The sequence below is a fragment of the Rubellimicrobium aerolatum genome, from assembly GCF_017872975.1.
In the GTDB taxonomy this organism is placed as follows: domain Bacteria; phylum Pseudomonadota; class Alphaproteobacteria; order Rhodobacterales; family Rhodobacteraceae; genus Rubellimicrobium; species Rubellimicrobium aerolatum.
In genome coordinates this window covers 333,749-355,448 of the sequence record NZ_JAGGJP010000001.1, presented here as the reverse complement: position 1 = coordinate 355,448, position 21,700 = coordinate 333,749, and the positions used below count along the sequence as shown (strand labels likewise).

The window sequence follows — 21,700 nt, the reverse complement described above, 5'->3', positions numbered from 1 at the left end:
AGCGAGGGCCGGGCGAATGGTTCTGACGACGACCGAGGGGCAGGCCGACCTGCCGCGCTACTTGGCGCAGGTCTTGGCGATGGCGCGGGGGCTGCCCAAGGGGCGGCTCGACATCGTGCTGCCCGACGGGCGGCGGTTCCGGGCCGAGGGCGCGCAGCCCGGCTACGTGGCGGAGGTGACGGTGCACAACCCAGACCTCTTCGCGCGGCTGCTGCGCGAGGGGCACCTCGGCTTCTGCGACGCCTATCTCGACGGCTGGTGGTCGACGCCGGACCTCATGGCCTTCATGGACTTCCTCAACGACGATGCGGACAACCTTTACGACGGCTTTCCCGGCGCTTTCTTCCTGCGCGCCTACGAACGCCTGCGGTTCTGGCTCCAGAGAAACACCAAGCGGCAGGCCCGCAGGAACATCAGCCACCATTACGACCTCGGGAACGAGTTCTACGGCCTCTGGCTCGATGAGACGATGACCTACTCCTCCGCGCTCTTCGACGGCGGGCAGCAGAGCCTGGAGGCCGCGCAGCGCCGCAAGTACGAGAGCCTGGTGGACCGCATGGGCGCGCAGCCCGGCGACCACGTGCTGGAGATCGGCTGCGGCTGGGGCGGCTTCGCCGAATACGCCGCCGGGGAGCGGGGCCTGCGGGTCACCGGCCTCACCATCTCCCGGGAGCAGCTCGCCTATGCCCGGGAGCGCATCCGGCGGGCGGGCCTGGAGGACCGCGTGACGCTGAAGCTGCAGGACTATCGCGACGAGACGGGGCTCTACGACGGCATAGCCTCCATCGAGATGTTCGAGGCCGTGGGCGAGAGATACTGGCCCGTCTATTTCGAGACGCTGAGGCGCTGCCTCAAGCCGGGGCGGAGCGCGACCCTGCAGATCATCACCGTCGCCGACCGCCGCTGGGAGCTTTACAGGTCCAGCGTGGACTTCATCCAGAAGTACATCTTCCCCGGCGGGATGCTGCCCAGCCCCAAGGCGCTGCGGGACGAGGTGGAGAGGGCGGGCCTGCGGCTCCTCCATTCCTTCGAGTTCGGCGAGAGCTACAGCCGGACCCTGCGATGCTGGCACGAGACCTTCAATTCCCGCTGGGACGAGGTGACGCGTCTCGGCTTCGACGACCGCTTCCGCCGGATGTGGAACTTCTATCTCGCCTCCTGCGCCGGCGCGTTCCATGGCGGAAGCTGCGACGTGACGCAGATCACCATGACCCGCCCCGCGTGACGGCGGGAGCCGATGGACGCTTCGAGCGATATGACCGAAAACAGGCGCGTCGCCGCCGACCTCCGCGCAGCGACGGTCCCGCCGGGATCGCGCAGGTTCGGAGTTCACTTCAGGAACGGCTCGTAACTATAAATGCAAACTACATTCTTCTTCTACGGAACCCTCCGCCACCGACCGATGCTCGAGCTGCTCTCGGGCGGCACCGGCGGGGCCGATGGCCGCGAGGCCGTGCTGCCCGGCCACCGGGTGCTCCGCTCGGTCGAGGGGGACCTGCCGATCCTCGTCCCCGATCCCGCCGCCCGCGCGGCAGGCGTGGTCTGGAGCCTGCCCACCGAGGCGCGCGAGCGGCTGGACGCCTACGAGCTGCCCTTCGGCTACGTCCGCCGCGCGGTGACGGTCGAGGTCGGCTCCGAGCCCGTCGAGGCGCAGGCCTACTACCCGCCCGAGTCCCTGGAGGCGAGCGGCGAGGACTGGTCGTTCGAGGGCTGGCTGCGTCACTCCCTTCCTTTGCCCATGCGGCGCGCGGCTGAGATCGCGGCCCATGATCCGCCGCTCGACGCGGAGGCGCAGCAACGGCAGTCCCCGATGATCGAGCACCGCGCCGCCGCCTCGCTGCGCGCCCGCCCCGCCCCGACAACGCGGCGCACCCATGCCAGCCCTCAGGACTTCGCCCTGCGGCGCGTGCGGCCGCCGGTCGGCACCTTCTTCCAGTTCGAGGGTCTGGAGGCGGACCACCGGCGGTTCGACGGCGAGCGGGCCACGTGCCTCCCGCGCGAGGTCTTCGTCGGCGCCGACGCGGCGCTGGTGTTGCCCTACGACCGCGGGCGAGACCGCCTCCTGCTGGTCGAGCAGTTCCGCCCCGGCCCCGCCCGGCGCGGCGACCCGCAGCCCTGGATCCTGGAGCCGGTCGCCGGCCTGGTGGACGCCGGCGAGACCCCGGAGGAGGCCGCCCGGCGCGAGGCCAAGGAGGAGGCGCATCTCGACCTGAAGGAGCTGGTGCCGATGTTCGCCGGCTACTCCTCGCCCGGGAACGCGACGGACCACTTCTACGCCTATCTCGCGCTCTGCGACCTGCCCGACGACCACGCCGCCAGCGGCGGCCTGGAGGCCGAGCACGAGGATCTCAAGCTGCACCTGCTGCCCTTCGACGAGGCCATGGCGCTAGTCGAGAGCGGCGAGGCCAACGCCATGCCGCTGATCTCCATGCTGCTCTGGCTGGACCGCTGGCGGGCCGGGCGGGGCTGAGCGCCGCTCGCCTTGAGTTCCGCGACCGCGCTCCCTAGACAGGGGAACGCAACGAGAGGCCGTTTCCCATGTCCCCCATCAAGCCCGACCTCGCCGCCGCCGTGGGTGGCACGCCGCTGATCCGGCTCCGCCGGGCTTCTGAGATGACCGGCTGCGAGATCCTCGGCAAGGCCGAGTTCATGAACCCCGGCCAGTCGGTCAAGGACCGTGCCGCGCTCTGGATCATCCGCGACGCGGTGCGACGGGGCGAGCTGAAGCCGGGCGGGACCATCGTCGAGGGCACGGCCGGGAACACGGGGATCGGGCTTGCGCTGGTCGGGGCGTCGATGGGGTTCAAGACGGTCATCGTCATCCCCGAGACCCAGAGCCAGGAGAAGAAGGACATGCTCCGGCTGGCGGGGGCCGATCTCGTGCAGGTGCCGGCGGCACCCTACCGGAACCCTAACAACTATGTCCGCTATTCGGGCCGCCTCGCGGCGGAGCTGGCTCGGAGCGTGCCCGAGGGGGCGATCTGGGCCAACCAGTTCGACAATCTCGCCAATCGGCAGGCGCATATAGAAGGCACAGGCCCCGAGATCTGGGAGCAGACCCAGGGCAAGGTGGACGGCGTCGTTTGCGCCGTGGGGACCGGCGGCACGCTGGCCGGCCTCGCGGCGGCGCTGCAACCCCGTGGGGTCAAGGTCGGCCTCGCCGATCCCGAGGGCTCCGCGCTGCACAGCTTCTACACCGAGGGCAGCTACGAGATGCCCGGCAACTCGATCACCGAAGGCATCGGCCAGAGCCGCATCACGGCCAACCTCGACGGGGTCGCGCCCGACTTCTCCTGGCGCGTCCCGGACTCGGAAGCGCTGCCGATCGTCTTCGATCTGCTGGAGCACGAGGGCCTGTGCCTCGGCGGCTCGTCGGGGGTGAACGTCGCAGGGGCGATCCGCATGGCACGCGAGATGGGGCCGGGGCATACCATCGTCACGATCCTTTGCGATTACGGCACCCGCTACCAGTCCAAGCTCTGGAACCCGGACTTCCTGCGCGAACGCGGGCTGCCGGTGCCGGGCTGGCTCGACCGCGCGCCGGCCTCGATTCCGGGGGTGTTCGAGGATTGATGCCGCGGGCCGGAGCGCTCCTGGCGGTCCTCCTGACGCTGGCCGGGCCGGCCCTTGGCCAGGACGCCGTGCCGCCGGCCGGGACCGTGGCACCAGAGGAGCAGGCCCCGCCGACGGAGAGCCAGGGTCCGGCCGGGGAGTCCGCTGTCGAGGTGGCCCCCGCCTCGGAGACCGCCGAAGCCGAACCCCTGTTGCCCGACGGCACGCCGAACCATGAGGCCTGGCAGGAGACGGCGGCCCGGGCCGAGGCGCTGTCCGAGGCCGGGCGCGGCTCGGTCTTCGCCCTGAGCCGGCTGCGTGAGGAACTCGTGGGCTGGCGCGAGATCTTCGCCCAGGCGCAGGCCGCGAACGGTGCCCGGATCGCCACCGTCGAGGCGCAGATCGCCGCCCTTGGTCCCGCGCCCGCCGAAGGCGAGCCCGCCGAGGATCCCCGCGTGGCGGAGCGCCGGGCCGCGCTGACCGAGGATCTCGCCCGGCTGCGCGCGCCCGGCCTCCTTGCCCAGGAGGCCCATGCCCACGCAGACGGGCTGGTCGGCGAAATCGACGGCCTGTCCCGCAGCCGACAGGCTGCCGCTCTCCTGGTCCGCAGCCAGCCGCCGCTCGATCCGCGTCTCTGGCCCGAGATGGCCGATGCCCTGACGAGTCGCGCCCTGGGACTGGTCAAGGAGGTGACGACCTCCGTCCGCAGCTCGGCCCGGTGGGACGGCTTCGCGCGAAACTGGCCCGTGGCGCTCCTGTTCCTCGTCCTCGGATCGCTCCTGCTCGGACAGGGCAGGGCCTGGATCGCCCGGTTCGGCGCCCGCTTCTCGGCCAGTCGACCCAAGGGACGGTTCCGTGGCCGGCCTGCCGCCAGCATCCTGAACCTCGCCGTGTCGGTCGGGAACCTCCTGCTTCCCTTGGGCGGTCTCCTCATGCTGGCCTGGGCGGTCGAGGCCACCGGCCTGTTCGGCACCCGGGCCATGGCGCTGGTCGAGTCGGTGCCGCTGGGCGGGGCCTGCGTGGGAGCGTCGGGTTGGCTGGCAGGGCGATTCTTCGCATCGGATCGCGCGAACCCGGCGCCCTTCGACTTCCCGCCCGACATCAAGGCCGCATCGCATCATCGGCTGCGGCAGGCCGGCTGGATCCTGGCGGCCGCCATCGTCGTCCGCGCCTTCCTGTCGGTAGGCGACCTCGCGCCCGAGGTGCGCTCGGGGCTGCTGCTACCAACGGACATCCTCTTGGCGCTGGTGGTGTTCCGCTTCGCGCGCTGCCTCGCCCAGGCGGGCACGACGGGCGGAGCCTCGGGCGAGGACGAGGGGGTGCAGTTCCGCCGCCGGATCGTCACCTTCGTCGGGCGGGCCCTCATGGTCGTCGCCGTCGTGGCTCCGGTCCTGTCGCTCCTTGGCTTCTATCGGGCGGGAGGGGCGCTCCTCCTGCCCAGCGTCATCACGTTGGGCCTGCTGGGCGTGCTGATCGTGCTCCAGTGGTTCGCCACCGACCTCTATGCGCTCCTGCTGCGGCGCGAGGATACCATCCGCGACGCCCTGCTGCCCGTGCTGGTGGGCTTTGCGCTGCTCGTGCTCGCCCTGCCGGTCCTGGCGCTGATCTGGGGCGCGCGGCCCGAGGACCTCGCCGAGGCCTGGACCCGCTTCCTGACCGGCATCACCATCGGCGAGACGCGCCTCTCGCCCGGACAGTTCGCCACCTTCGGCCTGATCTTCGCCGTGGGCTGGTTCCTGACCCGGCTGCTGCAGGGTGCGCTACGCTCGACCGTGCTTCCCCGGACGCGCCTTGATCCCGGAGCCCAGACGGCCGTCATCTCCGGGCTGGGCTACCTCGGGCTTACCCTGTCGGCGCTCCTGGCGGTGACCGTCGCGGGGCTCGACCTGTCGAACCTGGCCATCGTCGCCGGCGCGCTGTCGGTGGGGATCGGCTTCGGCCTGCAGAACATCGTGTCGAACTTCGTGTCCGGCATCATCCTCCTCATTGAGCGGCCGTTCAACGAGGGGGACTGGATCGAGGTGGGGCCGCGCATGGGCTACGTGCGCGACATTTCCGTCCGCTCCACCCGCATCGAGACCTTCGACCGCACCCATGTGATCGTGCCGAACGCCGACCTGGTGTCAGGGCAGGTTGTCAACTGGACGCGGGGCAACTTGGTGGGGCGGCTGGTCCTGCCGGTGTCGGTCGGCTTCGGCAACGACGTGGACCACGTGACCGGCGTCCTGCGCGAGATCGCCGAGGCCAATCCCATGGTCCTGCTGTCGCCGCCGCCGGCGGTGGTGCTGGCGGGCTTCGGCGCGGACGTGCTCAACTTCGAGATCCGCGCCATCATCCGCGACGTGAACTTTGGGACCACGGTGCGAAGCGAGATCAATCAGGAGATCGCCCGACGGTTCACGGCCGAGAGCATCCACACGGCCGCCCAGCCCGCGCCGCCTCCCAAGCCGATCGCCTGAGGCGATCCCGGGCCTCGTGGCTCCGGCGGACATGCCTGCCACCGGAGACCGGCTCACGGCCGGGCGCTGCGACATGGGGGCGGGGCCCGGCCCCGCGCGGCAAGTCTGCTTGGCCCAGAGGAAGGGACCGCCAGGGCACTGGCAGGCTAACGCCGTCTCTCTGTCTGCTGCGGCCATGTTCCTCCTGCGGAGGGCCCGATGCCGGCCTCGAAGGCGGACGGCGTTCGCTCAGTTGGATCGACCAGCGCCGCCTGGAACGAGCCGTTGTCCCGACCGGTCGCTCCGGCCCGCCTGTCCGTTCGACGAGCGTGGCTGGAGCCTTCAACTTATGAGCGGAGGCCTCGCGAAAGTATCCGGCCCGACATCGGTAGGTCTTGCGCTCATGCGCCGCACGGGGCAAAGGGGCGCCAACGGAGCGGTGGCCGAGTGGTCGAAGGCGCACGCCTGGAAAGTGTGTAGGCGGGAAACCGTCTCGAGGGTTCGAATCCCTCCCGCTCCGCCACTTGCACGCCGCAAACCCGAAATCAGGCCGCTCGCGGGGTCTTTTCCTTTTTGCACAAGGGTCCAGACCTATAGGCGCCCCAACGTTCCTGCGGCTTAGCTGATTCATGCGGGCTGTCTTCCGGGGGTGGCACGGGCGGTCAGTTCTGGTTGAGCGAGGAGCAGGTGGAGCGTCTGCGGCCGCACGTCCCGAAGGCTCGGGGCCAAGCCACGACTGGATGATCGACGGGTGCTGAGCGGCATCCTCCACGTGCTTCGCAACCGTCCGGGGTGGCAGGATGCACCGTCCATCCATAGGCCGCACAAGACGCCCTGCAACCGCTTCGCTCGCTGGCCGCGGTTGGGTGTGTTCGCCCGGATCGTCCGCGACCTGGCCCGCCCGGGGCCCGCGGGCGACACGCCCATGATCGACGGCACTCGCCTGAGGGCTCGCCACACGGCGGCAAGCCCGAGAAAAGGGGGCTCCGCCCGCGTGCGACCGGCCGCACGGAAGGAGGCCCGAACTCCAGTCTGCACATGGTCGGGGACGGCAAGGGGCGGCCACTCACCTTCGTCCTCTCGCCCGGCCGGATGAGCGACGCCAGGGGCGCCTTGGCGGTTGTGGCGCGACTCCCGCTCGCGAAGCGCCTGCTCGGCGACAAGGGCCATGACGCCGACTGGCTGCGGGACGACCTGAAGGCCCGTGGGGTCCGTGCCTGCAGGCCCGCCCGCAACGGACGGACACGCCCCGCCACCCACAACCGTCGGCTCCACGAAAAGCGCTGCCGCATCGAGAACGCCTTCGCCCGCCTCAAGGACTGGCGCGCCATCGCCATGCGCTGCGGCATGGCCCGCGCCATTGCCTACGTGCTCGACAAGGACCGCTGGCCCGCCTTCAGCCGCTTCCTGGAGGACGGCCGCATCTGCCTCTCGAACAGCGAGCCTTTGTCCGCCATTGGTCCGAGGACAATGGCGAGCGCCGAGCGCGCCCTGCGCGGCGTGGCCCTTGGACGAAAAGCTTGGCTCTTCGCCGGCTGCGACCGCGGTGGCCGTCGGGCCGCCTTCTTTCACGCGCTGATCGTCACCGCCAAGCTCAACGACATCGACCCGCAGGCCTGGCTCGCCGACGTCCTCGCCCGCATGCCGAGCCTGCTCATGTCACGCCTGCCAAAGCTCCTGTCGTGGAACTGGGCTCCCACCTCAGATCGACAGAACGCGGCCTGACCGCAGCCTTCGCCGGATGGCTAAGGAGGATCTCGCGAAGGAGCTGCTGAATGACAAGGAGCGGCCAGCCACGCATCCCTACAACGAGAAGGGGCAACCGTTCGCGTCGAGGGAGGCCTTTCGGAACCGGGTGCAGAAGCGGTGCATCCAGGCGGACCTGACGAATGCCGAAGGCAAGGCCGACCGATCGCAGCACGGCGTCCGCAAGGTCACCAAGCAGGAGCCCGCATGGGCGCGAGCCGGTGCGAACTCATGGCAGCCATGGCCCTCGCCGAGGCCCAGACGAGCGAAATCCACACCGTCGACGTCGAGCGGACCGTCCCTGAGACGAAAGCCATGGGCCGCCTCAACCGCCGCCGGCCGAGTCATATCGGGTCCGACATGGACCAAGCCCCCGGATTCGTGGTCCAGAAGCAGCGGAAACCCCCAACGAAACAAGGCGTCTTGAAGGGGATTGGTAGGCCGGGAGGGACTCGAACCCCCAACCAAAGCGTTATGAGCGCTCGGCTCTAACCATTGAGCTACCGGCCCGCCGGTCCCTCCCGTCGCATCCGCCCGCCCGCGCGTCAAGCGGCTCCGGCCTCCGCCACGCCAGCGGCTCTGGCCCCCCACGCCCGCATCGGCTAACGGGGTCGCGTCAACGGGCAAGGGGACGGGCATGAGCGGGCTGACCTACGCGCAGGCGGGCGTGGACATCGACGCGGGCAACGCGCTCGTGGAGCGGATCAAGCCCCACGCGAAACGCACCGAGCGGCCCGGCACCATGGCGGGCCTCGGCGGCTTCGGCGCGCTCTTCGACCTGCGCGCCGCCGGCTACCAGGACCCCATCCTCGTCGCCGCCACCGACGGCGTCGGCACCAAGCTCCGCGTCGCCATCGAGACCGGGCACCTGGACGGCGTCGGCATCGACCTCGTGGCGATGTGCGTCAACGACCTGGTCTGCCAGGGGGCCGAGCCGCTCCTGTTCCTCGACTACTTCGCCACCGGCAAGCTGGAGGTGGAGGAGGCCGCCCGCGTCATCGCCGGCATCGCCGAAGGCTGCGCCCGCTCCGGCTGCGCGCTGGTGGGAGGCGAGACGGCCGAGATGCCGGGGATGTATCACGGCGGCGACTTCGACCTCGCGGGCTTCGCCGTGGGCGCGATGGAGCGGGGTGCGGACCTCCCCAAGGGCGTCACCGAGGGCGACGTCCTCCTCGGCCTCGCCTCGGACGGCGTCCATTCCAACGGCTTCTCCCTCGTGCGCCGCGTGGCCGAGGTCGCGGGCCTGTCCTGGGACGCCCCCGCGCCCTTCGCCGAGGGCACGCTGGGCGAGGCGCTCCTCACCCCCACCCGCCTCTACGTCAGGCCCGCCCTTTCCGCGATCCGCGCCGGCGGCGTCCACGCGCTCGCCCACATCACCGGCGGCGGCCTGACCGAGAACCTCCCCCGCGTCCTCCCCGACGGCCTCGGCGCCACCATCGACCTCACCGCCTGGCACCTCCCCCCCGTCTTCGCCTGGCTGCGCGAGGCTGGCGACATCGCCGAATCCGAGATGCTCAAGACCTTCAACTCCGGCATCGGCCTCGTCGTCGTGGCCGCCGCCGACCGGGCCGAGGCGCTGGCGGCCCAACTCACTGACGCGGGCGAGACGGTGATCCCGCTGGGGACCGTGACGGCGGGGCAGGGGGTCACCTACCGGGGCGCGCTGGCGTGAGCCAAAGGCGCGTCGCCATCCTCCTCTCGGGCGGCGGCTCGAACATGGTGGCGCTGGCCCGCTCCATGACCGGCGACCACCCGGCGCGGCCCGTCCTCGTGCTGTCCAATGACCCCAACGCGGGAGGCCTGACCAAGGCCCGCGACCTCGGCCTCCCCACCGCCGCCATCGACCACCGCCCCTTCGGTCGCGACCGCACGGGTTTCGAGGAGGCGCTCCTCGCCGCCATGGCCCCCCACGCCCCCGACCTCGTCTGCCTCGCGGGCTTCATGCGGATCCTCACCCCCCGCTTCGTCGGCGCCTGGGCGGGCCGGATGCTCAACATCCACCCCTCGCTCCTGCCGCTCTACCCCGGCCTGCACACCCACGCCCGCGCCTTGGCGAACGGCGACGCCGAGCACGGCTGCACCGTCCACGAGGTCACCGAGGAGCTGGACCACGGCCCCCTCCTCGGGCAGGCCCGCGTGCCCGTCCTGCCCGGTGACACCCCCGACACCCTCGCCGCCCGCGTGCTCGGGCAGGAGCACCGCCTTTATCCCGCCGTGTTGCGCCGCTACGCCGCCGGCGACCGGACCCCCGTCCGGCTGCCCTGACGGGCTTTCCAACGCAACGATGTTGCGCTAAGGCGCGGGGCCATGCAGATCATCACCACGACCGAGGCGCTGGCCGCCTTCTGCGACCGAGCCGCCCGGCACCCCTTCGTGACCGTGGACACCGAGTTCCTGCGCGAGCGGACCTACTACTCCAAGCTCTGCCTCCTCCAGATCGCGTATCCCGGCGACGACGAGGACTCGGCCGCCGTGGTGGACCCGATCGCCGGCGGCGACGCCCTCAGCCTCGCCCCCCTCTACGAGCTGTTCCGCAACCCGGACGTGGTGAAGGTCTTCCACGCCGCCCGGCAGGACCTGGAGATCTTCTTCGTCGACGCCGGCGTGATCCCCGCGCCGCTCTTCGACACCCAGGTCGCGGCCATGGTCTGCGGCTTCGGCGATCAGGTCTCCTACGAAACCCTGGTCCGCAAGATCGCCAAGGCCGAGGTGGACAAGTCCTCGCGCTTCACCGACTGGTCGCACCGCCCCCTGTCGGAGGCGCAGCTCCGCTACGCGCTGGCCGACGTGACCCACCTGCGCGCCGTCTACGTCCACCTCGCGGAGCGGCTGAAGCGCACCGGGCGCGAGCATTGGGTGGCCGAGGAGATGGCGATCCTCCTGGACCCCGCCACCTACCGCACCGACCCCGCCGACGCCTGGACGCGCATCCGCACCCGCCCCGGATCGAACAAGATGCTCGCGGCCCTGATCGAGCTCGCCCGCTTCCGCGAGGACTACGCCCAGAGCCGCGACGTGCCCCGCTCGCGCGTGTTCAAGGACGACGCCCTGATCGAGCTGGCGACGACCCGCCCCGCGTCCGAGGCCGACCTCGCCAAGGCGCGGCTGCTGCTGCGCGAGGGCCGGCGCGGCGACATCGCCGAGGGCATCCTGGCGGCGGTCAGGCGCGCGGCGGGCCTGCGCCCCGAGGACCTGCCGCGAATGAACGACTCGCGCGAGCAGTTGCAGGTCAACCCGGCGCTGGCCGACCTCCTGCGGGTCCTCCTCAAGGCCAAGTCCGAAGGGGAGGGGGTCGCCGCCCGCCTGATCGCCTCCTCCGCCGACCTCGACGCCATCGCGGCGGGGGAACGCAACCTCCCCGCCCTGCACGGCTGGCGGCTGGAGGTCTTCGGCGAGGATGCGGTCCAGCTCTGCGAGGGCAAGGTCGCGCTGGCCGCCAAGGGCCAGAACGTCGTGACGGTGCGCCTGTAGGGTGGATGGTTCCTCGGCTCTGCCGAGGGTTCACCCACCAGCCGCCGTTCCCGGTAGGTGAACCTTCGCGTTCCGCGAAGAACCACCCACCCTACGACACGTTGCTCCGAGCCCCGACGCGGCGGCGCGGGTGGACCCTGCGGCTTGCGTATTTGGGGCCAAGTTGATGGGCATGGCGCATCACGCCCGGTCCCCGAAGGCGGCTCGATGCGCGATCCCGGAACCGCGCGCCCAAGCGCCATCCCGTCATGCGGCCCGAACGTCCCCGCTCTGGACCTCGCCCCCGCGCGCCCTTACCTGTGCCCGGTCATCACCGGAGCCCCGCCCATGGCCACCCCCGCCTTCGAGGAGATCGCCGAGACCTTCGAGTTCCTCCCCGACTGGGAGGAGCGCTACCGCGAGGTCATCGCGCTCGGCCGCGCCATGGAGCCCATGCCCGAGGCGCTGAAGGTCCCGGCCACCAAGGTTTCGGGCTGCGCCTCGCAGGTCTGGATTCACCCCGAGATCGCCGGGGGCCGATTCGGCTTCACCGGCGACAGCGACGCCAGCATCGTGCGCGGCCTCATCGCCATCCTGCACGCGCTCTACGCCGGCCTCCCCGTGCAGGAGGTGCCGGAGGTGGACGCCGGCAAGGAACTGGCCCGCCTCGGCCTCGACAGCCACCTGTCCTCGCAGCGGTCGAACGGCGTCCGCGCCATGATCCAGCGCATCCGCGAATCGGCCCGCGAGGCCGCGTAGGGCAGGGGACCTCCTCCCCACTCCCGACGCGAGAAAACCTCGCGACCCACGAAAAATCCTCGCGCCGTGAACCGGTCCTTAACCAGTTCGCGCTATAACCGGTCCAGGACCCAGAACAGGTCCCCGTAGCCGGTCCATCGCCTCTCGAAGGCGAGGCCCAGCCGCGCCGCGCAATCCATCGCCTTCCCGGTCAGGTCCGGGTCGTCGGTCTGCGCCTGATAGACCAGTTTCTCGTAGTGGCCGAAATAGGCGTCCCGCAACTCGGGGTGCCGATCCAGGCCCAGCGGACGCCAGACGAAGGCGTCGAACTGCCGCACGAGGAAGTCCGTCAGGTAGAAGGCCGTCGCCTCGCCCTTGGCCGCGAATACCTCGTTCCCCTCGAAGAAGCTGTAGCAATGCGGCCCTTCGACCATGTCCACGCCCAACCGGGCGCAAGCCGCAGAAAGGAGACCGCCCGTGCCGCAATCCGCATATACCACGAAGACCCGCGCATACCGCCCGCGCGCGGCCTCCACCGCCGCCTCGACGGCCGGAACGATCCGCTGCGGCGCATTGTGGAGGATCGCCGGCAGGCACTGGAGGTCCAGGTGCTCCCAGCCGTTCGCGGCCTTGAGCGCCAGGATCTCGCGCGCCAGCGCCCCGCAGGCGATGAGCAGCACGCGGCCCCGCCCCTCGGGGGCAAGGCCGTCCGTGGTCAGCGTCGCGTCAGGCGCCGATCTGGTTGTGCTTGCGTCCGACAAGGCTCTTGGCGGTCTCCACGGCGACGGCGGCATCGCGGCAATAGGCGTCCGCCCCGATGGCGCGCCCGAACTCCTCGTTGAGCGGGGCCCCGCCCACGAGCACGATGTAGTCGTCGCGGATGCCCTTCTCCTTCAGGGTGTCGATCACGACCTTCATGTAGGGCATCGTCGTGGTGAGCAGCGCCGACATCCCCAGGATGTCCGGCTTCTCGGTCTCCAGCGCCTCCAGGTATTTCTCGACGGCGTTGTTGATGCCGAGGTCCACGACCTCGAAGCCGGCGCCCTCCATCATCATCGACACGAGGTTCTTGCCGATGTCGTGGATGTCGCCCTTGACGGTGCCGATCACCATCTTGCCGACGCGCGGGGCGCCTGTCTCGGCCAGCAGCGGCTTGAGGATCGCCATGCCGCCCTTCATGGCGTTGGCAGCCAGCAGCACCTCGGGCACGAACAGGATGCCGTCGCGGAAGTCCGCGCCCACGATGGTCATGCCGCCGACCAGCGCCTTGGTCAGGATGTCGTAAGGGGTCCAGCCACGATCCAGCAGGATGCGGACCCCTTCCTCGATCTCCTCGCGGAGGCCGTCGTAAAGGTCGTCGAACATCTGCGCGACGAGCTCCTCGTCGTCGAGTTCGCTGAGGATGATCTCGTCGTCGGCCATGGCGGCTCCTGCGGTTTGGTGGTCGCGCCCCCTTGTGCGCCCGAGGGGCGCCGGCCGCGCGGCGGATTGCGACACGGCCTGCCCCGCAACCGACGAAAGGACAAGGGGGTTCCCGCGAACCGCCTTGCCATGTTCATGATATGTTCTAATCATCGGGCCATGGACGCCGAAGGTTCGCACATCCCCACCGACCGCCGCCCCGGCCGGGCCGCGACCGCCAACGCCGCCGGCCGGTTCGAGCCCTATGCCCGCGAGGCCCTGAACGACGGCTGGGAGCGCGAGCCCCTGCCACCGCTCCGCACCGAGGTCACGGAGGAGCGGACTCGCAAGGCGCTGGCCGCGAACGATTCGCCCGACATTCCCTTCGACCGCTCCCTCAACCCCTACCGGGGCTGCGAGCACGGCTGCATCTACTGCTACGCGCGGCCGACCCACGCCTGGCTGGGCCTGTCGCCCGGCCTCGACTTCGAGACGCGGCTGATCGCCAAGCCCGGCGCCCCCGCCGCCCTCGTGCGCGAGTTGGGGGCGAAGGGCTACGTCCCCAGGCCCATCGCGCTCGGCACCGCGACCGACCCCTACCAGCCGATCGAGCGCGACCGCCGCATCACCCGCGCGCTGCTGGAGGTGCTAAGGTCGCATCGTCACCCGGTCGTCCTCGCCACGCGCGGCACGCTGATCGAGCGCGATCTCGACCTCCTCGCGCCCATGGCGGCCGAGGGCCTCGTCAAGGTCGGCGTGTCGGTGACGACGCTCGACCCGTCCCTCTCGCGCGCCATGGAGCCCCGCGCGCCCGCGCCGGCCCGTCGGCTCCAGACGATCCGGCGGCTGTCGGAAGCCGGCGTTCCGGTGCGGGCCATGGTCTCGCCCGTGATCCCGGCGCTGACCGACCATGAGATCGAGGCGATCCTCGCCGCTGCCTCCGACGCCGGGGCGCGGGCCGCCAGCCTCATCGTCCTGCGCCTGCCGCGTGAGATCGCGGACCTGTTCCGCGACTGGCTGGACGAGCGGTTTCCGGACCGGGCAGCCCGCGTGATGAACCGCGTTAGGGAGCTGCACGGCGGCAGCGACTATGACTCCGGCTGGGGGACGCGCATGACGGGGCAGGGCGAATGGGCGCGGCTGATGCGGGCGCGCTTCGACCTGGCGGCCCGGCGGCTGGGACTGGGCGGGATGCCACCGCTCCGCACCGACCTGTTCCGGGTGCCGAGGGCGCCCGACCCTCAGCTCTCGCTGTTCTGAGGACGTTCGACGGCGAGCCGCACGAGGTCCGGCAGCGCGCCTACCGGCAGCACGAAGCACACGTCCGAGAACCCCTTGGACACGGGGATCGAGGACTCGAACAGCAGTTCCGTCCCATCGTCGCTGAGCCGCGTGGTCACGCTCGCATCGACCTTGCCATAACGGCGGCGGCTGTGGCCCTTCCGAAGGACCTTGTGGCCTTCCAATGTCATCGTTTCTCTCCTGGCTGAACAGGAGGAATATGGGGATGCAGAGGCCGAAATGTAAGGTCTGGCGAGGATTTGAGGGACGTTTCTCACGTCCTTCGACAAGGCCGGGCGTGGCTCAGGCCCGACCGCGCCGTCCACCGCGGCGGGGCGCGGCCGAGGCATCCTCGCCCGTGCCGTCCGAAGCCGAGGAGAAGGGGCCCAGCCGCTCGACGATGGTCTCCAGGGCCGGACGCTCGCCGCGCGGACGGGTCTCCAGAGCCTCGCGCATCGCCCGCAGGTGGTCGGTCATGGTGCCGCAGCAGCCGCCGATCAGCGTGGCCCCAGCGTCACGGGCCAGCACGGCGTAGTCCGCCATCAGCTCCGGCGTGCCGTCGTAGTGGATGTGCCCCTCGTGATAGCGCGGGATGCCGGCGTTGCCCTTGGCGATGATCGGCCGCTCCGGCCCGGCGGCGGCGAAGCCCAGCACCGTCCGCAGCAGGTCCGAGGCCCCCACGCCGCAGTTCGCGCCGAAGGCGATGGGCGGGTGGGGCAGCTTGCCGACCAGCTTCACCAGCTCGGCCGAGGTCAGGCCCATCATGGTCCGCCCGGCCGTGTCGAAGCTCATGGTGCCGCACCAGGGCATCCCCGCCAGCCGGAAGGCCTCGGCGGCGGCCTTGAACTCCTCGGCGGCGCTGATCGTCTCGATCCAAAGGACGTCCGCGCCGCCCTCCTTCAGCGCCTCGGCCTGCTCGTGGAACATTTCCACCGCCGATTCGTGCGTGAGGGAGCCCATGGGCGCCATGATCTCGCCGGTGGGGCCCACGTCGCCGGCCACGACCACCGGGCGGCCCGCCCGGTCGGCCACGTCGCGGGCGATGGCGCTCGCCGCCATGTTCAGCTCGCGCACCCGGCCCTGCGCCGAGTGGAGCTTCAGGCGCGAGGCATTCGCCCCGAAGGTGTTGGTCAGGAAGATGTCCGACCCCGCGTCCACCCAGGACTGGTAGAGCGCGCGGATGCGGTCGGGGTGATCGACGTTCCAAAGCTCGGGCGCGTCGCCCGAGGTCAGGCCCATGTTGAACAGGTTGGTTCCGGTCGCGCCGTCGGTCAGCAGCCAATCGCGGGTTTCGAGCAGGCGGGACAGGGCGTCGGTCATGGGTCTTGGCCTTTCGGGGAGGGCGCGGCCCGGCATCGGGACCAGCGCGGCAGGGACGGCCGCCCCATTGGAAGGGCGGCCCGGAGGTCCGAGATGGGTCGGGGGCCGCGCCTGTCCAGCCGGGCGCGCGCGGCGGCCTCAGCCGACCTCGTTCATGATCTGCGCCTTGGCCTCGGCCAGCAGCGCCCGCATCCTGGCGCGCAGCGTCGGCTCGTCGGCCCGGTCGCCCAGGTCGGCGCGGATCTTGCGGAACACGTCCTCCTCGCCCGCCTCCTGGAAGTCGGACTTGATGACCTCGCGGGCGTAGGCCTCGGCCTCGTCGCCGGACTTGCCCAGGAGCCCGGCGGCCCAGAGGCCCAGGAGCTTGTTGCGCCGCGCCTCGGCCCGGAACTGCATCTCGGCGTCGTGGGCGAACTTGGCCTCGAAAGCGTGCTCGCGATCGTCGAACGTGGTCATGTCCTGGGCCTTTCCTTCCCTAGCCGCTGCGGCGTCACGCCTTGGGTATGGCCCCGGGGTGGCTTGCCCGCAAGGGGGCCTTGCCGTAAGACGCCCCCAACCTCACATGAGCGGGTCCCCCGACCCGAGGAGCCCCCATGGCACCGCGCCGCAAGAAGATCTACGAAGGCAAGGCCAAGATCCTGTACGAGGGCCCCGAGCCCGGGACGATCATCCAGTACTTCAAGGACGAGGCCACCGCCGGCAACGGCGCCAAGAAGGAGGTGTTCGAGGGCAAGGGTGTCCTGAACAACCGCCTGTCCGAGTTCTTCATGACCGGCCTCAACCAGATCGGCGTGCCCACGCACTTCATCCGGCGCCTCAACATGCGCGAGCAGCTCGTGCGGCAGGTGGAGATCATCCCGCTTGAGGTGATCGTCCGCAACTACGCCGCCGGCTCCATGGCCAAGCGGCTCGGCCTCGAGGAGGGGATGCAGCTTCCCCGGCCCATCGTGGAGTTCTGCTACAAGGACGACCGCCTGGGCGACCCGCTGGTGCCCGAGGAATACATCATCGCCTTCGGCTGGGCGGCGCAGCAGGACCTCGACGACATCGTGGCGCTGGCGCTGCGGGTGAACGACTTCCTGTCGGGCGTGTTCATGGGCGTCGGCATCCGGCTCGTGGACTTCAAGATCGAGATCGGGCGCATCTGGGACAACGACTTCGCCCAGCTGATCGTCGCCGACGAGATCAGCCCCGACTCCTGCCGCCTTTGGGACATCGAGACCGGCCGCAAGCTGGACAAGGACGTGTTCCGCAAGGACCTGGGGAGCCTGACCGAGGCCTATACCGAGGTCGCGCGGCGGCTGGGCGTGCTGCCCTCGAACGTCACGCACCGCCCCAAGCCCACGCTCATCAACTGAAGGCTCGCGCGATGAAGGCCACCGTCACCGTCATGCTCAAGACCGGCGTGCTCGACCCGCAGGGCGAGGCCGTGCGCCGCGCCCTGGGCTCCCTGGGCTTCGAGGGCGTCGGGGGCGTCCGCCAGGGCAAGGTGATCGAGCTCGACCTCGCCGCTCAGGACCGCGCGACCGCCGAGACCGAGGTCCGCGCCATGTGCGAGAGGCTCCTCGCCAACACCGTGATCGAGAGCTACCGGATCGAGCTCGCCTGACAGGAGCAGCGCCATGAAGGCCGCCGTCGTCGTCTTCCCCGGCTCCAACTGCGACCGCGACCTCGCGGTGGCGCTTCGCGCCGCCGGGGCCGACGTGGCCATGGCCTGGCACAAGGATGATGCCTTGCTCCCGGGAACCGACCTCGTGGCGGTGCCGGGTGGCTTCTCCTTCGGCGACTACCTGCGCTGCGGCGCCATCGCGGCGCGATCGCCCATCGCGGCGGCCGTCCAGGCCCATGCCCGGCGCGGCGGCTACGTGCTGGGCGTCTGCAACGGCTTCCAGGTCCTGACCGAGATGGGCCTCCTGCCCGGGGCGCTGATGCGGAACGCCGGCCTCAAGTTCATCTGCCGCACGGCGCGGCTGCACGTCGCCACGGCGGACAGCGCCTTCACCGGGAACTTCGCCCAAGGCCAGGAGGTCCGCTTCCCCGTCGCCCACCACGACGGCAACTACTTCGCCGACGCCGAGACGCTGGCCCGCCTCCAGGGCGAGGACCGCATCGCCTTCACCTACGCCTCCTCGCTGAACGGCTCCGTGCTCGACATCGCGGGCGTGCTCTCGGCCAACCGCCGCGTGCTGGGCCTGATGCCGCACCCCGAGCGGGTGGCGGATCCCGGCCACGGAGGCACCGATGGGCTGGCGCTTTTCCGCGGGCTCGTGGATCAGCTCGCCCCGGCCTGACATCGCTTCCTTGAGACGCGCCGTCACCCGGCGTAAGCCGGGCCGCATGAACGTCGCCCGTGACACCCCTCCCGGCCGGTCCTGGTGGCCCCGCATCGCGCTGGGCCTGTTCTGCCTCGCGGCGGTGGCGATCATCTGGATCACCAACCAAGTCCTGACCCAGCGCTTCACCGAGACGACCAAGAACCGGGCCGAGGTGCGCTACACGCTCTACGTGGGCCAGCTCGTCTCCGAGCTGCAACGCAACTCCATCGTGCCCCAGCTCCTCGTGCGCGACCCGGAGCTGATCGAGGCGCTGCTGTCGCAGAACTTCTCCCAGTCCACCCAGCGGCTTCTCAGCCTCGTGGACGAGATCGGCGCCGCCTCCATCATGCTCTACGACCGCGACGGCCGCGTCGTCGCCGCGACCGAGCGGACCCGCCTGGGCGAGGGGCACCGCGACGCCAGCTACTTCACCGGCGCGCTCCGCTCCAGCTCGACCGTCTTCACCACCCTCCAGGGGCCGAGCGGCGCCTACGAGTTCCTCTATTCCCGCCGGGTCGAGGACGGGGGCGAGACGCTGGGCGTCATCTCGGTCGAGGTGGACCTCGCCCGGCTGGAACGGAACTGGGCCGGCACCCAGGACGCGGTGATGGTGCTGGACAGCCAGGGCACCGTCGTCCTCGCGACCGAACGGCGCTGGCGCGGGCTGGCCGAGGCCGAAGCGCTGGGCCTCACCTCCGCGCCCTCCTCCATCGAGAGGGCGCTGCGCGTCACCCAGGACTGGGCCACGCTGCCCGTGGACGCGTACCTGAGCGGCGAGGCCGTGCTCCGGCGCGAGCTGCGCGTCCCCTTCCAGGGCTGGCGCATGGTCGGCTTCACCGCCTATGCCAGCGTGCGCGAGAGGGTGAACGGCGTCCTCGCCCTCGAGATCATGGGATTCGCCATCCTCCTGGCGCTGGCCTTCTGGATGTCGAACCGCAAGACCGCCTCGCGCCTCGTCAGCACCCAGCGCGAATCGGCCGAGCTGCGGCTATTGAACGCACGCCTCTCCCGCGAGATCGCGGAACGCGAGCGGATGGAGAAGACCCTTCAGGTCGCCGAGCAGACGCTGGCGCAGTCCTCCAAGCTCGCCGTCCTGGGCGAGATGTCGGCCGCCGTGAGCCACGAGCTGAACCAGCCGCTCGCCGCGATGAAGACCTATCTCGCCGGCGCGCGGCTCCTCATCCAGCGCAAGCGGCCCGAGGAGGCGCTGGCCTCGTTCCAGCGGATCGACGACCTGATCGACCGCATGGGCGCGATCACCCGGCAGCTCAAGTCCTATGCCCGCAAGGGCTCCGATGCTTTCGAGCCCTTCGACGTGCGCGACGCGGTGTCCTCGGCGCTCGCCATGATGGAGCCACAGCTCAAGGCCCGGCGCGTCGCCATCGACCGCACAATGCCCGAGGGGCCGGCGACGGTCCTCGGCGACCGGCTCCGGCTGGAGCAGGTCATCGTCAACCTCCTCCGGAACGCGCTCGACGCCACGCGCGAGGTCAAGGAGCCCGCCATCGACATCCTCCTGGCCGCCGGGCAGGCCGTCCGTCTCACGGTGCGCGACAATGGGCCCGGAATCGAGGATCTGGACGCGCTTTTCGAGCCCTTCTATACAACCAAGCAGCCCGGCGACGGAGTTGGCCTGGGGCTGGCCATCTCGTCCGGCATCGTGAACGACCTGGGCGGGCGGCTGACCGCGCGCAACGGGGCCGGCGGCGGGGCCGTCTTCGAGGTGGTCCTCCCCGCATTGGACGCCTCGGCCGCCGCCGCCGAATAGGGAAGGATCCTGCCGTGTCGAAATCCATGAAGATCGCCATCGTCGACGACGAGAAGGACATGCGCCAGTCGATCAGCCAATGGCTTGCGCTCTCCGGCTTCGACACCGAGACCTACGCCTCGGCCGAGGATGCCCTCAAGGGCATCAACGCCGATTATCCGGGCATCGTCGTCAGCGACGTCAAGATGCCGGGCATGGACGGGATGCAGTTCCTCCGCAAGCTCAAGAGCGTGGACTCGACGCTGCCCGTCATCATGATCACCGGCCACGGCGACGTGCCCATGGCGGTGGAGGCGATGCGCGTCGGCGCCTTCGACTTCCTGGAGAAGCCCTTCAACCCCGACCGCATGACCGACCTCGCCAAGAAGGCGTCGCAGGTCCGCCGCCTCGCGCTCGACTCCCGCGCCCTGCGGCGCGAGCTGTCGGACAAGGATGCGCTGATGCGCAAGCTCATCGGCGCCTCCCCGGCGATGGAGCGGCTGCGCGAGGACATCCTCGACCTTGGCCAGGCCGAGGGCCACATCCTCATCGAGGGGGAGACCGGGACCGGCAAGACCCTGGTCGCCCACGCGCTCCACGCCGTCAGCGCCCGGTCGTCGCGCAAGTTCGTCCTGATGAGCTGCTCCGCCTTTGACGAGGAGACGCTGGGCCGCCGCCTGTTCGGCCCGCCCCAGCAGGACGAGCCGGTGGCCGCCATGGAGGAGGCGCGCGGCGGCACCCTGGTGCTGGAGGACATCGAGGCGCTGTCGCCCGCCATGCAGGCCCGCCTCCTGACCGCCATCAACGAGCAGGGCTCCCCGGCCGAGACGCGGATCATCGGCATCTGCAACCTTCAGGATGAGGGCAAGACCTGCGAATCGGTTTTGCGGCCCGATCTCTTCTATCGGCTCGCCGCCCTGCGAATCACCGTGCCGCCGCTGCGCCAGCGCGGCGAGGACATCCTCACCCTCTTCACCCGCCTGAGCGAGCAGTTCGCCGACGAATACGGCTGCGACACGCCCGAGGTCTCGGCGCAGGAGGCGGCGCAGCTCCTCCAGGCGCCTTGGCCGGGCAACGTGCGCCAGCTCATCAACGTCGCCGAGCGCGCCGTGCTCCAGAACCGGCGCGGGACGGGGACCATCGCCTCGCTCCTGATGGCCGACACCGACGACAGCTCGCGACCGGCGATGACGACGGAAGGCAAGCCCCTGAAGGAGTTCGTCGAGGCGTTCGAGCGGATGCTCATCGACAACACGATGCGACGCCACAAGGGCAGCATCGTCGCGGTCATGGAGGAGCTCTGCCTCCCCCGCCGCACCCTCAACGAGAAGATGGCCAAGTACAACCTGAGCCGGTCGGACTACCTCTGACCCGTGATCGCCGGGCCTCCGAATGGTCAGCCTCGAACGGTTAGCCATTGTGCAGGCCGCCCCGCCTTCGCTATGAAGGGGGGAACGGGCGGTCGCACCTGCGCCGCCCGTCGCTGAATTTCCGCGCATCCGACCTCAGGCCCGACGCGGCCACGGATGCGACGGACTGGACTGGGCCGCACCGGCCTGACTGAATCCCCGGACGCGCCGCCCCCAAGGCGGCGCCAAGGGGGCCTGAACGGGCGCCGCGATCCTCGCGGCGTCGGAGACGAACCCGCGATGCAGCTCGCGCACGACGACCGACGCCAGGGTCGGGTCCCCCGGGACCCCGGCCCCGCGTCC

The 21,700-nt window shown here is 70.6% G+C and carries 21 protein-coding genes and 2 tRNA genes; 17 read left to right on the top strand and 6 right to left on the bottom strand.

What is annotated here, in order from left to right; all coding sequences use genetic code 11:
- The first annotated feature begins 16 nt into the window (after positions 1 to 16).
- From J2Z33_RS01720 to J2Z33_RS18620, 7 genes are all read left to right on the top strand, one after another.
- Positions 17 to 1,225, top strand: coding sequence for an SAM-dependent methyltransferase (locus tag J2Z33_RS01720; protein ID WP_209837227.1), 1,209 nt, complete (start codon positions 17 to 19; stop codon positions 1,223 to 1,225).
- 132 nt (positions 1,226 to 1,357) lie between these two features.
- Complete coding sequence (locus J2Z33_RS01715) at positions 1,358 to 2,470, top strand: NUDIX domain-containing protein (protein ID WP_209837225.1); 1,113 nt, start codon at positions 1,358 to 1,360, stop codon at positions 2,468 to 2,470.
- A gap of 68 nt (positions 2,471 to 2,538) precedes the next feature.
- The gene (locus J2Z33_RS01710) at positions 2,539 to 3,573 is read left to right on the top strand and encodes a cysteine synthase A (RefSeq protein WP_209837223.1); all 1,035 of its coding nucleotides are present in this window, start codon (positions 2,539 to 2,541) and stop codon (positions 3,571 to 3,573) included.
- On the top strand, positions 3,573 to 6,011 hold the full coding sequence (locus tag J2Z33_RS01705) for a DUF3772 domain-containing protein (RefSeq protein ID WP_209837221.1): 2,439 nt from the start codon (positions 3,573 to 3,575) through the stop codon (positions 6,009 to 6,011). Before J2Z33_RS01710 ends, J2Z33_RS01705 begins: the two co-directional genes overlap by 1 nt.
- A gap of 412 nt (positions 6,012 to 6,423) precedes the next feature.
- Positions 6,424 to 6,513 (top strand) — tRNA-Ser (locus J2Z33_RS01700).
- Positions 6,514 to 6,741: 228 nt separating this feature from the next.
- Positions 6,742 to 7,086, top strand: a complete 345-nt coding sequence (locus tag J2Z33_RS01695; protein ID WP_209837219.1) for a hypothetical protein — start codon at positions 6,742 to 6,744, stop codon at positions 7,084 to 7,086.
- On the top strand, positions 7,029 to 7,715 hold the full coding sequence (locus J2Z33_RS18620; protein ID WP_280922864.1) for a transposase domain-containing protein: 687 nt from the start codon (positions 7,029 to 7,031) through the stop codon (positions 7,713 to 7,715). Before J2Z33_RS01695 ends, J2Z33_RS18620 begins: the two co-directional genes overlap by 58 nt.
- Positions 7,716 to 8,170: 455 nt before the next feature.
- Here J2Z33_RS18620 and J2Z33_RS01685 read toward each other — a convergent pair.
- A tRNA-Ile gene (locus J2Z33_RS01685) sits at positions 8,171 to 8,246 on the bottom strand.
- A gap of 127 nt (positions 8,247 to 8,373) precedes the next feature.
- On the opposite strand from J2Z33_RS01685, the gene purM reads away from it, so the two are divergent.
- From purM to J2Z33_RS01665, 4 genes are all read left to right on the top strand, one after another.
- Positions 8,374 to 9,408: a phosphoribosylformylglycinamidine cyclo-ligase gene (purM, locus tag J2Z33_RS01680; RefSeq protein ID WP_209837217.1), complete on the top strand. Its 1,035-nt coding sequence runs from the start codon at positions 8,374 to 8,376 to the stop codon at positions 9,406 to 9,408.
- Positions 9,405 to 10,001, top strand: coding sequence for a phosphoribosylglycinamide formyltransferase (purN, locus tag J2Z33_RS01675; protein WP_209837215.1), 597 nt, complete (start codon positions 9,405 to 9,407; stop codon positions 9,999 to 10,001). Before purM ends, purN begins: the two co-directional genes overlap by 4 nt.
- 42 nt (positions 10,002 to 10,043) lie before the next feature.
- Positions 10,044 to 11,207, top strand: a complete 1,164-nt coding sequence (gene rnd, locus J2Z33_RS01670; RefSeq protein ID WP_209837213.1) for a ribonuclease D — start codon at positions 10,044 to 10,046, stop codon at positions 11,205 to 11,207.
- Positions 11,208 to 11,534: 327 nt separating this feature from the next.
- Positions 11,535 to 11,945 carry a SufE family protein gene (locus J2Z33_RS01665; RefSeq protein ID WP_209837211.1) on the top strand — a complete coding sequence of 137 codons (411 nt, stop codon included), beginning with the start codon at positions 11,535 to 11,537 and terminating at the stop codon, positions 11,943 to 11,945.
- A 92-nt stretch (positions 11,946 to 12,037) separates the two neighbouring features.
- Here J2Z33_RS01665 and J2Z33_RS01660 read toward each other — a convergent pair whose 3' ends face one another.
- Positions 12,038 to 12,604 carry a DUF1638 domain-containing protein gene (locus tag J2Z33_RS01660; protein WP_342454104.1) on the bottom strand — a complete coding sequence of 189 codons (567 nt, stop codon included), beginning with the start codon at positions 12,602 to 12,604 and terminating at the stop codon, positions 12,038 to 12,040.
- Between the two features lie 46 nt (positions 12,605 to 12,650).
- Positions 12,651 to 13,346 carry a corrinoid protein gene (locus tag J2Z33_RS01655; RefSeq protein WP_209837206.1) on the bottom strand — a complete coding sequence of 232 codons (696 nt, stop codon included), beginning with the start codon at positions 13,344 to 13,346 and terminating at the stop codon, positions 12,651 to 12,653.
- Positions 13,347 to 13,505: 159 nt separating this feature from the next.
- Between J2Z33_RS01655 and J2Z33_RS01650 the strand changes: the two genes are divergently transcribed.
- Complete coding sequence (locus tag J2Z33_RS01650) at positions 13,506 to 14,585, top strand: PA0069 family radical SAM protein (RefSeq protein WP_209837204.1); 1,080 nt, start codon at positions 13,506 to 13,508, stop codon at positions 14,583 to 14,585.
- Here J2Z33_RS01650 and J2Z33_RS01645 read toward each other — a convergent pair.
- The 3 genes from J2Z33_RS01645 to J2Z33_RS01635 form a co-directional block, all read right to left on the bottom strand.
- The gene (locus tag J2Z33_RS01645) at positions 14,567 to 14,797 is read right to left on the bottom strand and encodes a hypothetical protein (protein WP_209837202.1); all 231 of its coding nucleotides are present in this window, start codon (positions 14,795 to 14,797) and stop codon (positions 14,567 to 14,569) included. The genes J2Z33_RS01650 and J2Z33_RS01645 overlap by 19 nt on opposite strands.
- A 112-nt stretch (positions 14,798 to 14,909) precedes the next feature.
- Complete coding sequence (gene bmt, locus J2Z33_RS01640) at positions 14,910 to 15,926, bottom strand: betaine--homocysteine S-methyltransferase (RefSeq protein ID WP_209837200.1); 1,017 nt, start codon at positions 15,924 to 15,926, stop codon at positions 14,910 to 14,912.
- Between the two features lie 138 nt (positions 15,927 to 16,064).
- Complete coding sequence (locus tag J2Z33_RS01635; RefSeq protein ID WP_209837198.1) at positions 16,065 to 16,382, bottom strand: DUF1476 domain-containing protein; 318 nt, start codon at positions 16,380 to 16,382, stop codon at positions 16,065 to 16,067.
- A gap of 137 nt (positions 16,383 to 16,519) precedes the next feature.
- Here J2Z33_RS01635 and purC point away from each other — a divergent pair, with 137 nt between their 5' ends.
- The 5 genes from purC to J2Z33_RS01610 are packed head-to-tail and all read left to right on the top strand — an operon-like array spanning position 16,520 to position 21,358.
- Positions 16,520 to 17,284 carry a phosphoribosylaminoimidazolesuccinocarboxamide synthase gene (purC, locus tag J2Z33_RS01630; protein ID WP_209837196.1) on the top strand — a complete coding sequence of 255 codons (765 nt, stop codon included), beginning with the start codon at positions 16,520 to 16,522 and terminating at the stop codon, positions 17,282 to 17,284.
- Positions 17,285 to 17,295: 11 nt separating this feature from the next.
- Positions 17,296 to 17,535: a phosphoribosylformylglycinamidine synthase subunit PurS gene (gene purS / locus J2Z33_RS01625; RefSeq protein ID WP_209837194.1), complete on the top strand. Its 240-nt coding sequence runs from the start codon at positions 17,296 to 17,298 to the stop codon at positions 17,533 to 17,535.
- A gap of 13 nt (positions 17,536 to 17,548) precedes the next feature.
- Positions 17,549 to 18,217: a phosphoribosylformylglycinamidine synthase subunit PurQ gene (gene purQ / locus J2Z33_RS01620; RefSeq protein ID WP_209837192.1), complete on the top strand. Its 669-nt coding sequence runs from the start codon at positions 17,549 to 17,551 to the stop codon at positions 18,215 to 18,217.
- A 46-nt stretch (positions 18,218 to 18,263) separates the two neighbouring features.
- Positions 18,264 to 20,009 carry a sensor histidine kinase gene (locus J2Z33_RS01615; protein WP_209837190.1) on the top strand — a complete coding sequence of 582 codons (1,746 nt, stop codon included), beginning with the start codon at positions 18,264 to 18,266 and terminating at the stop codon, positions 20,007 to 20,009.
- A gap of 14 nt (positions 20,010 to 20,023) precedes the next feature.
- Complete coding sequence (locus tag J2Z33_RS01610; RefSeq protein ID WP_209837188.1) at positions 20,024 to 21,358, top strand: sigma-54-dependent transcriptional regulator; 1,335 nt, start codon at positions 20,024 to 20,026, stop codon at positions 21,356 to 21,358.
- Positions 21,359 to 21,700 lie beyond the last annotated feature (342 nt).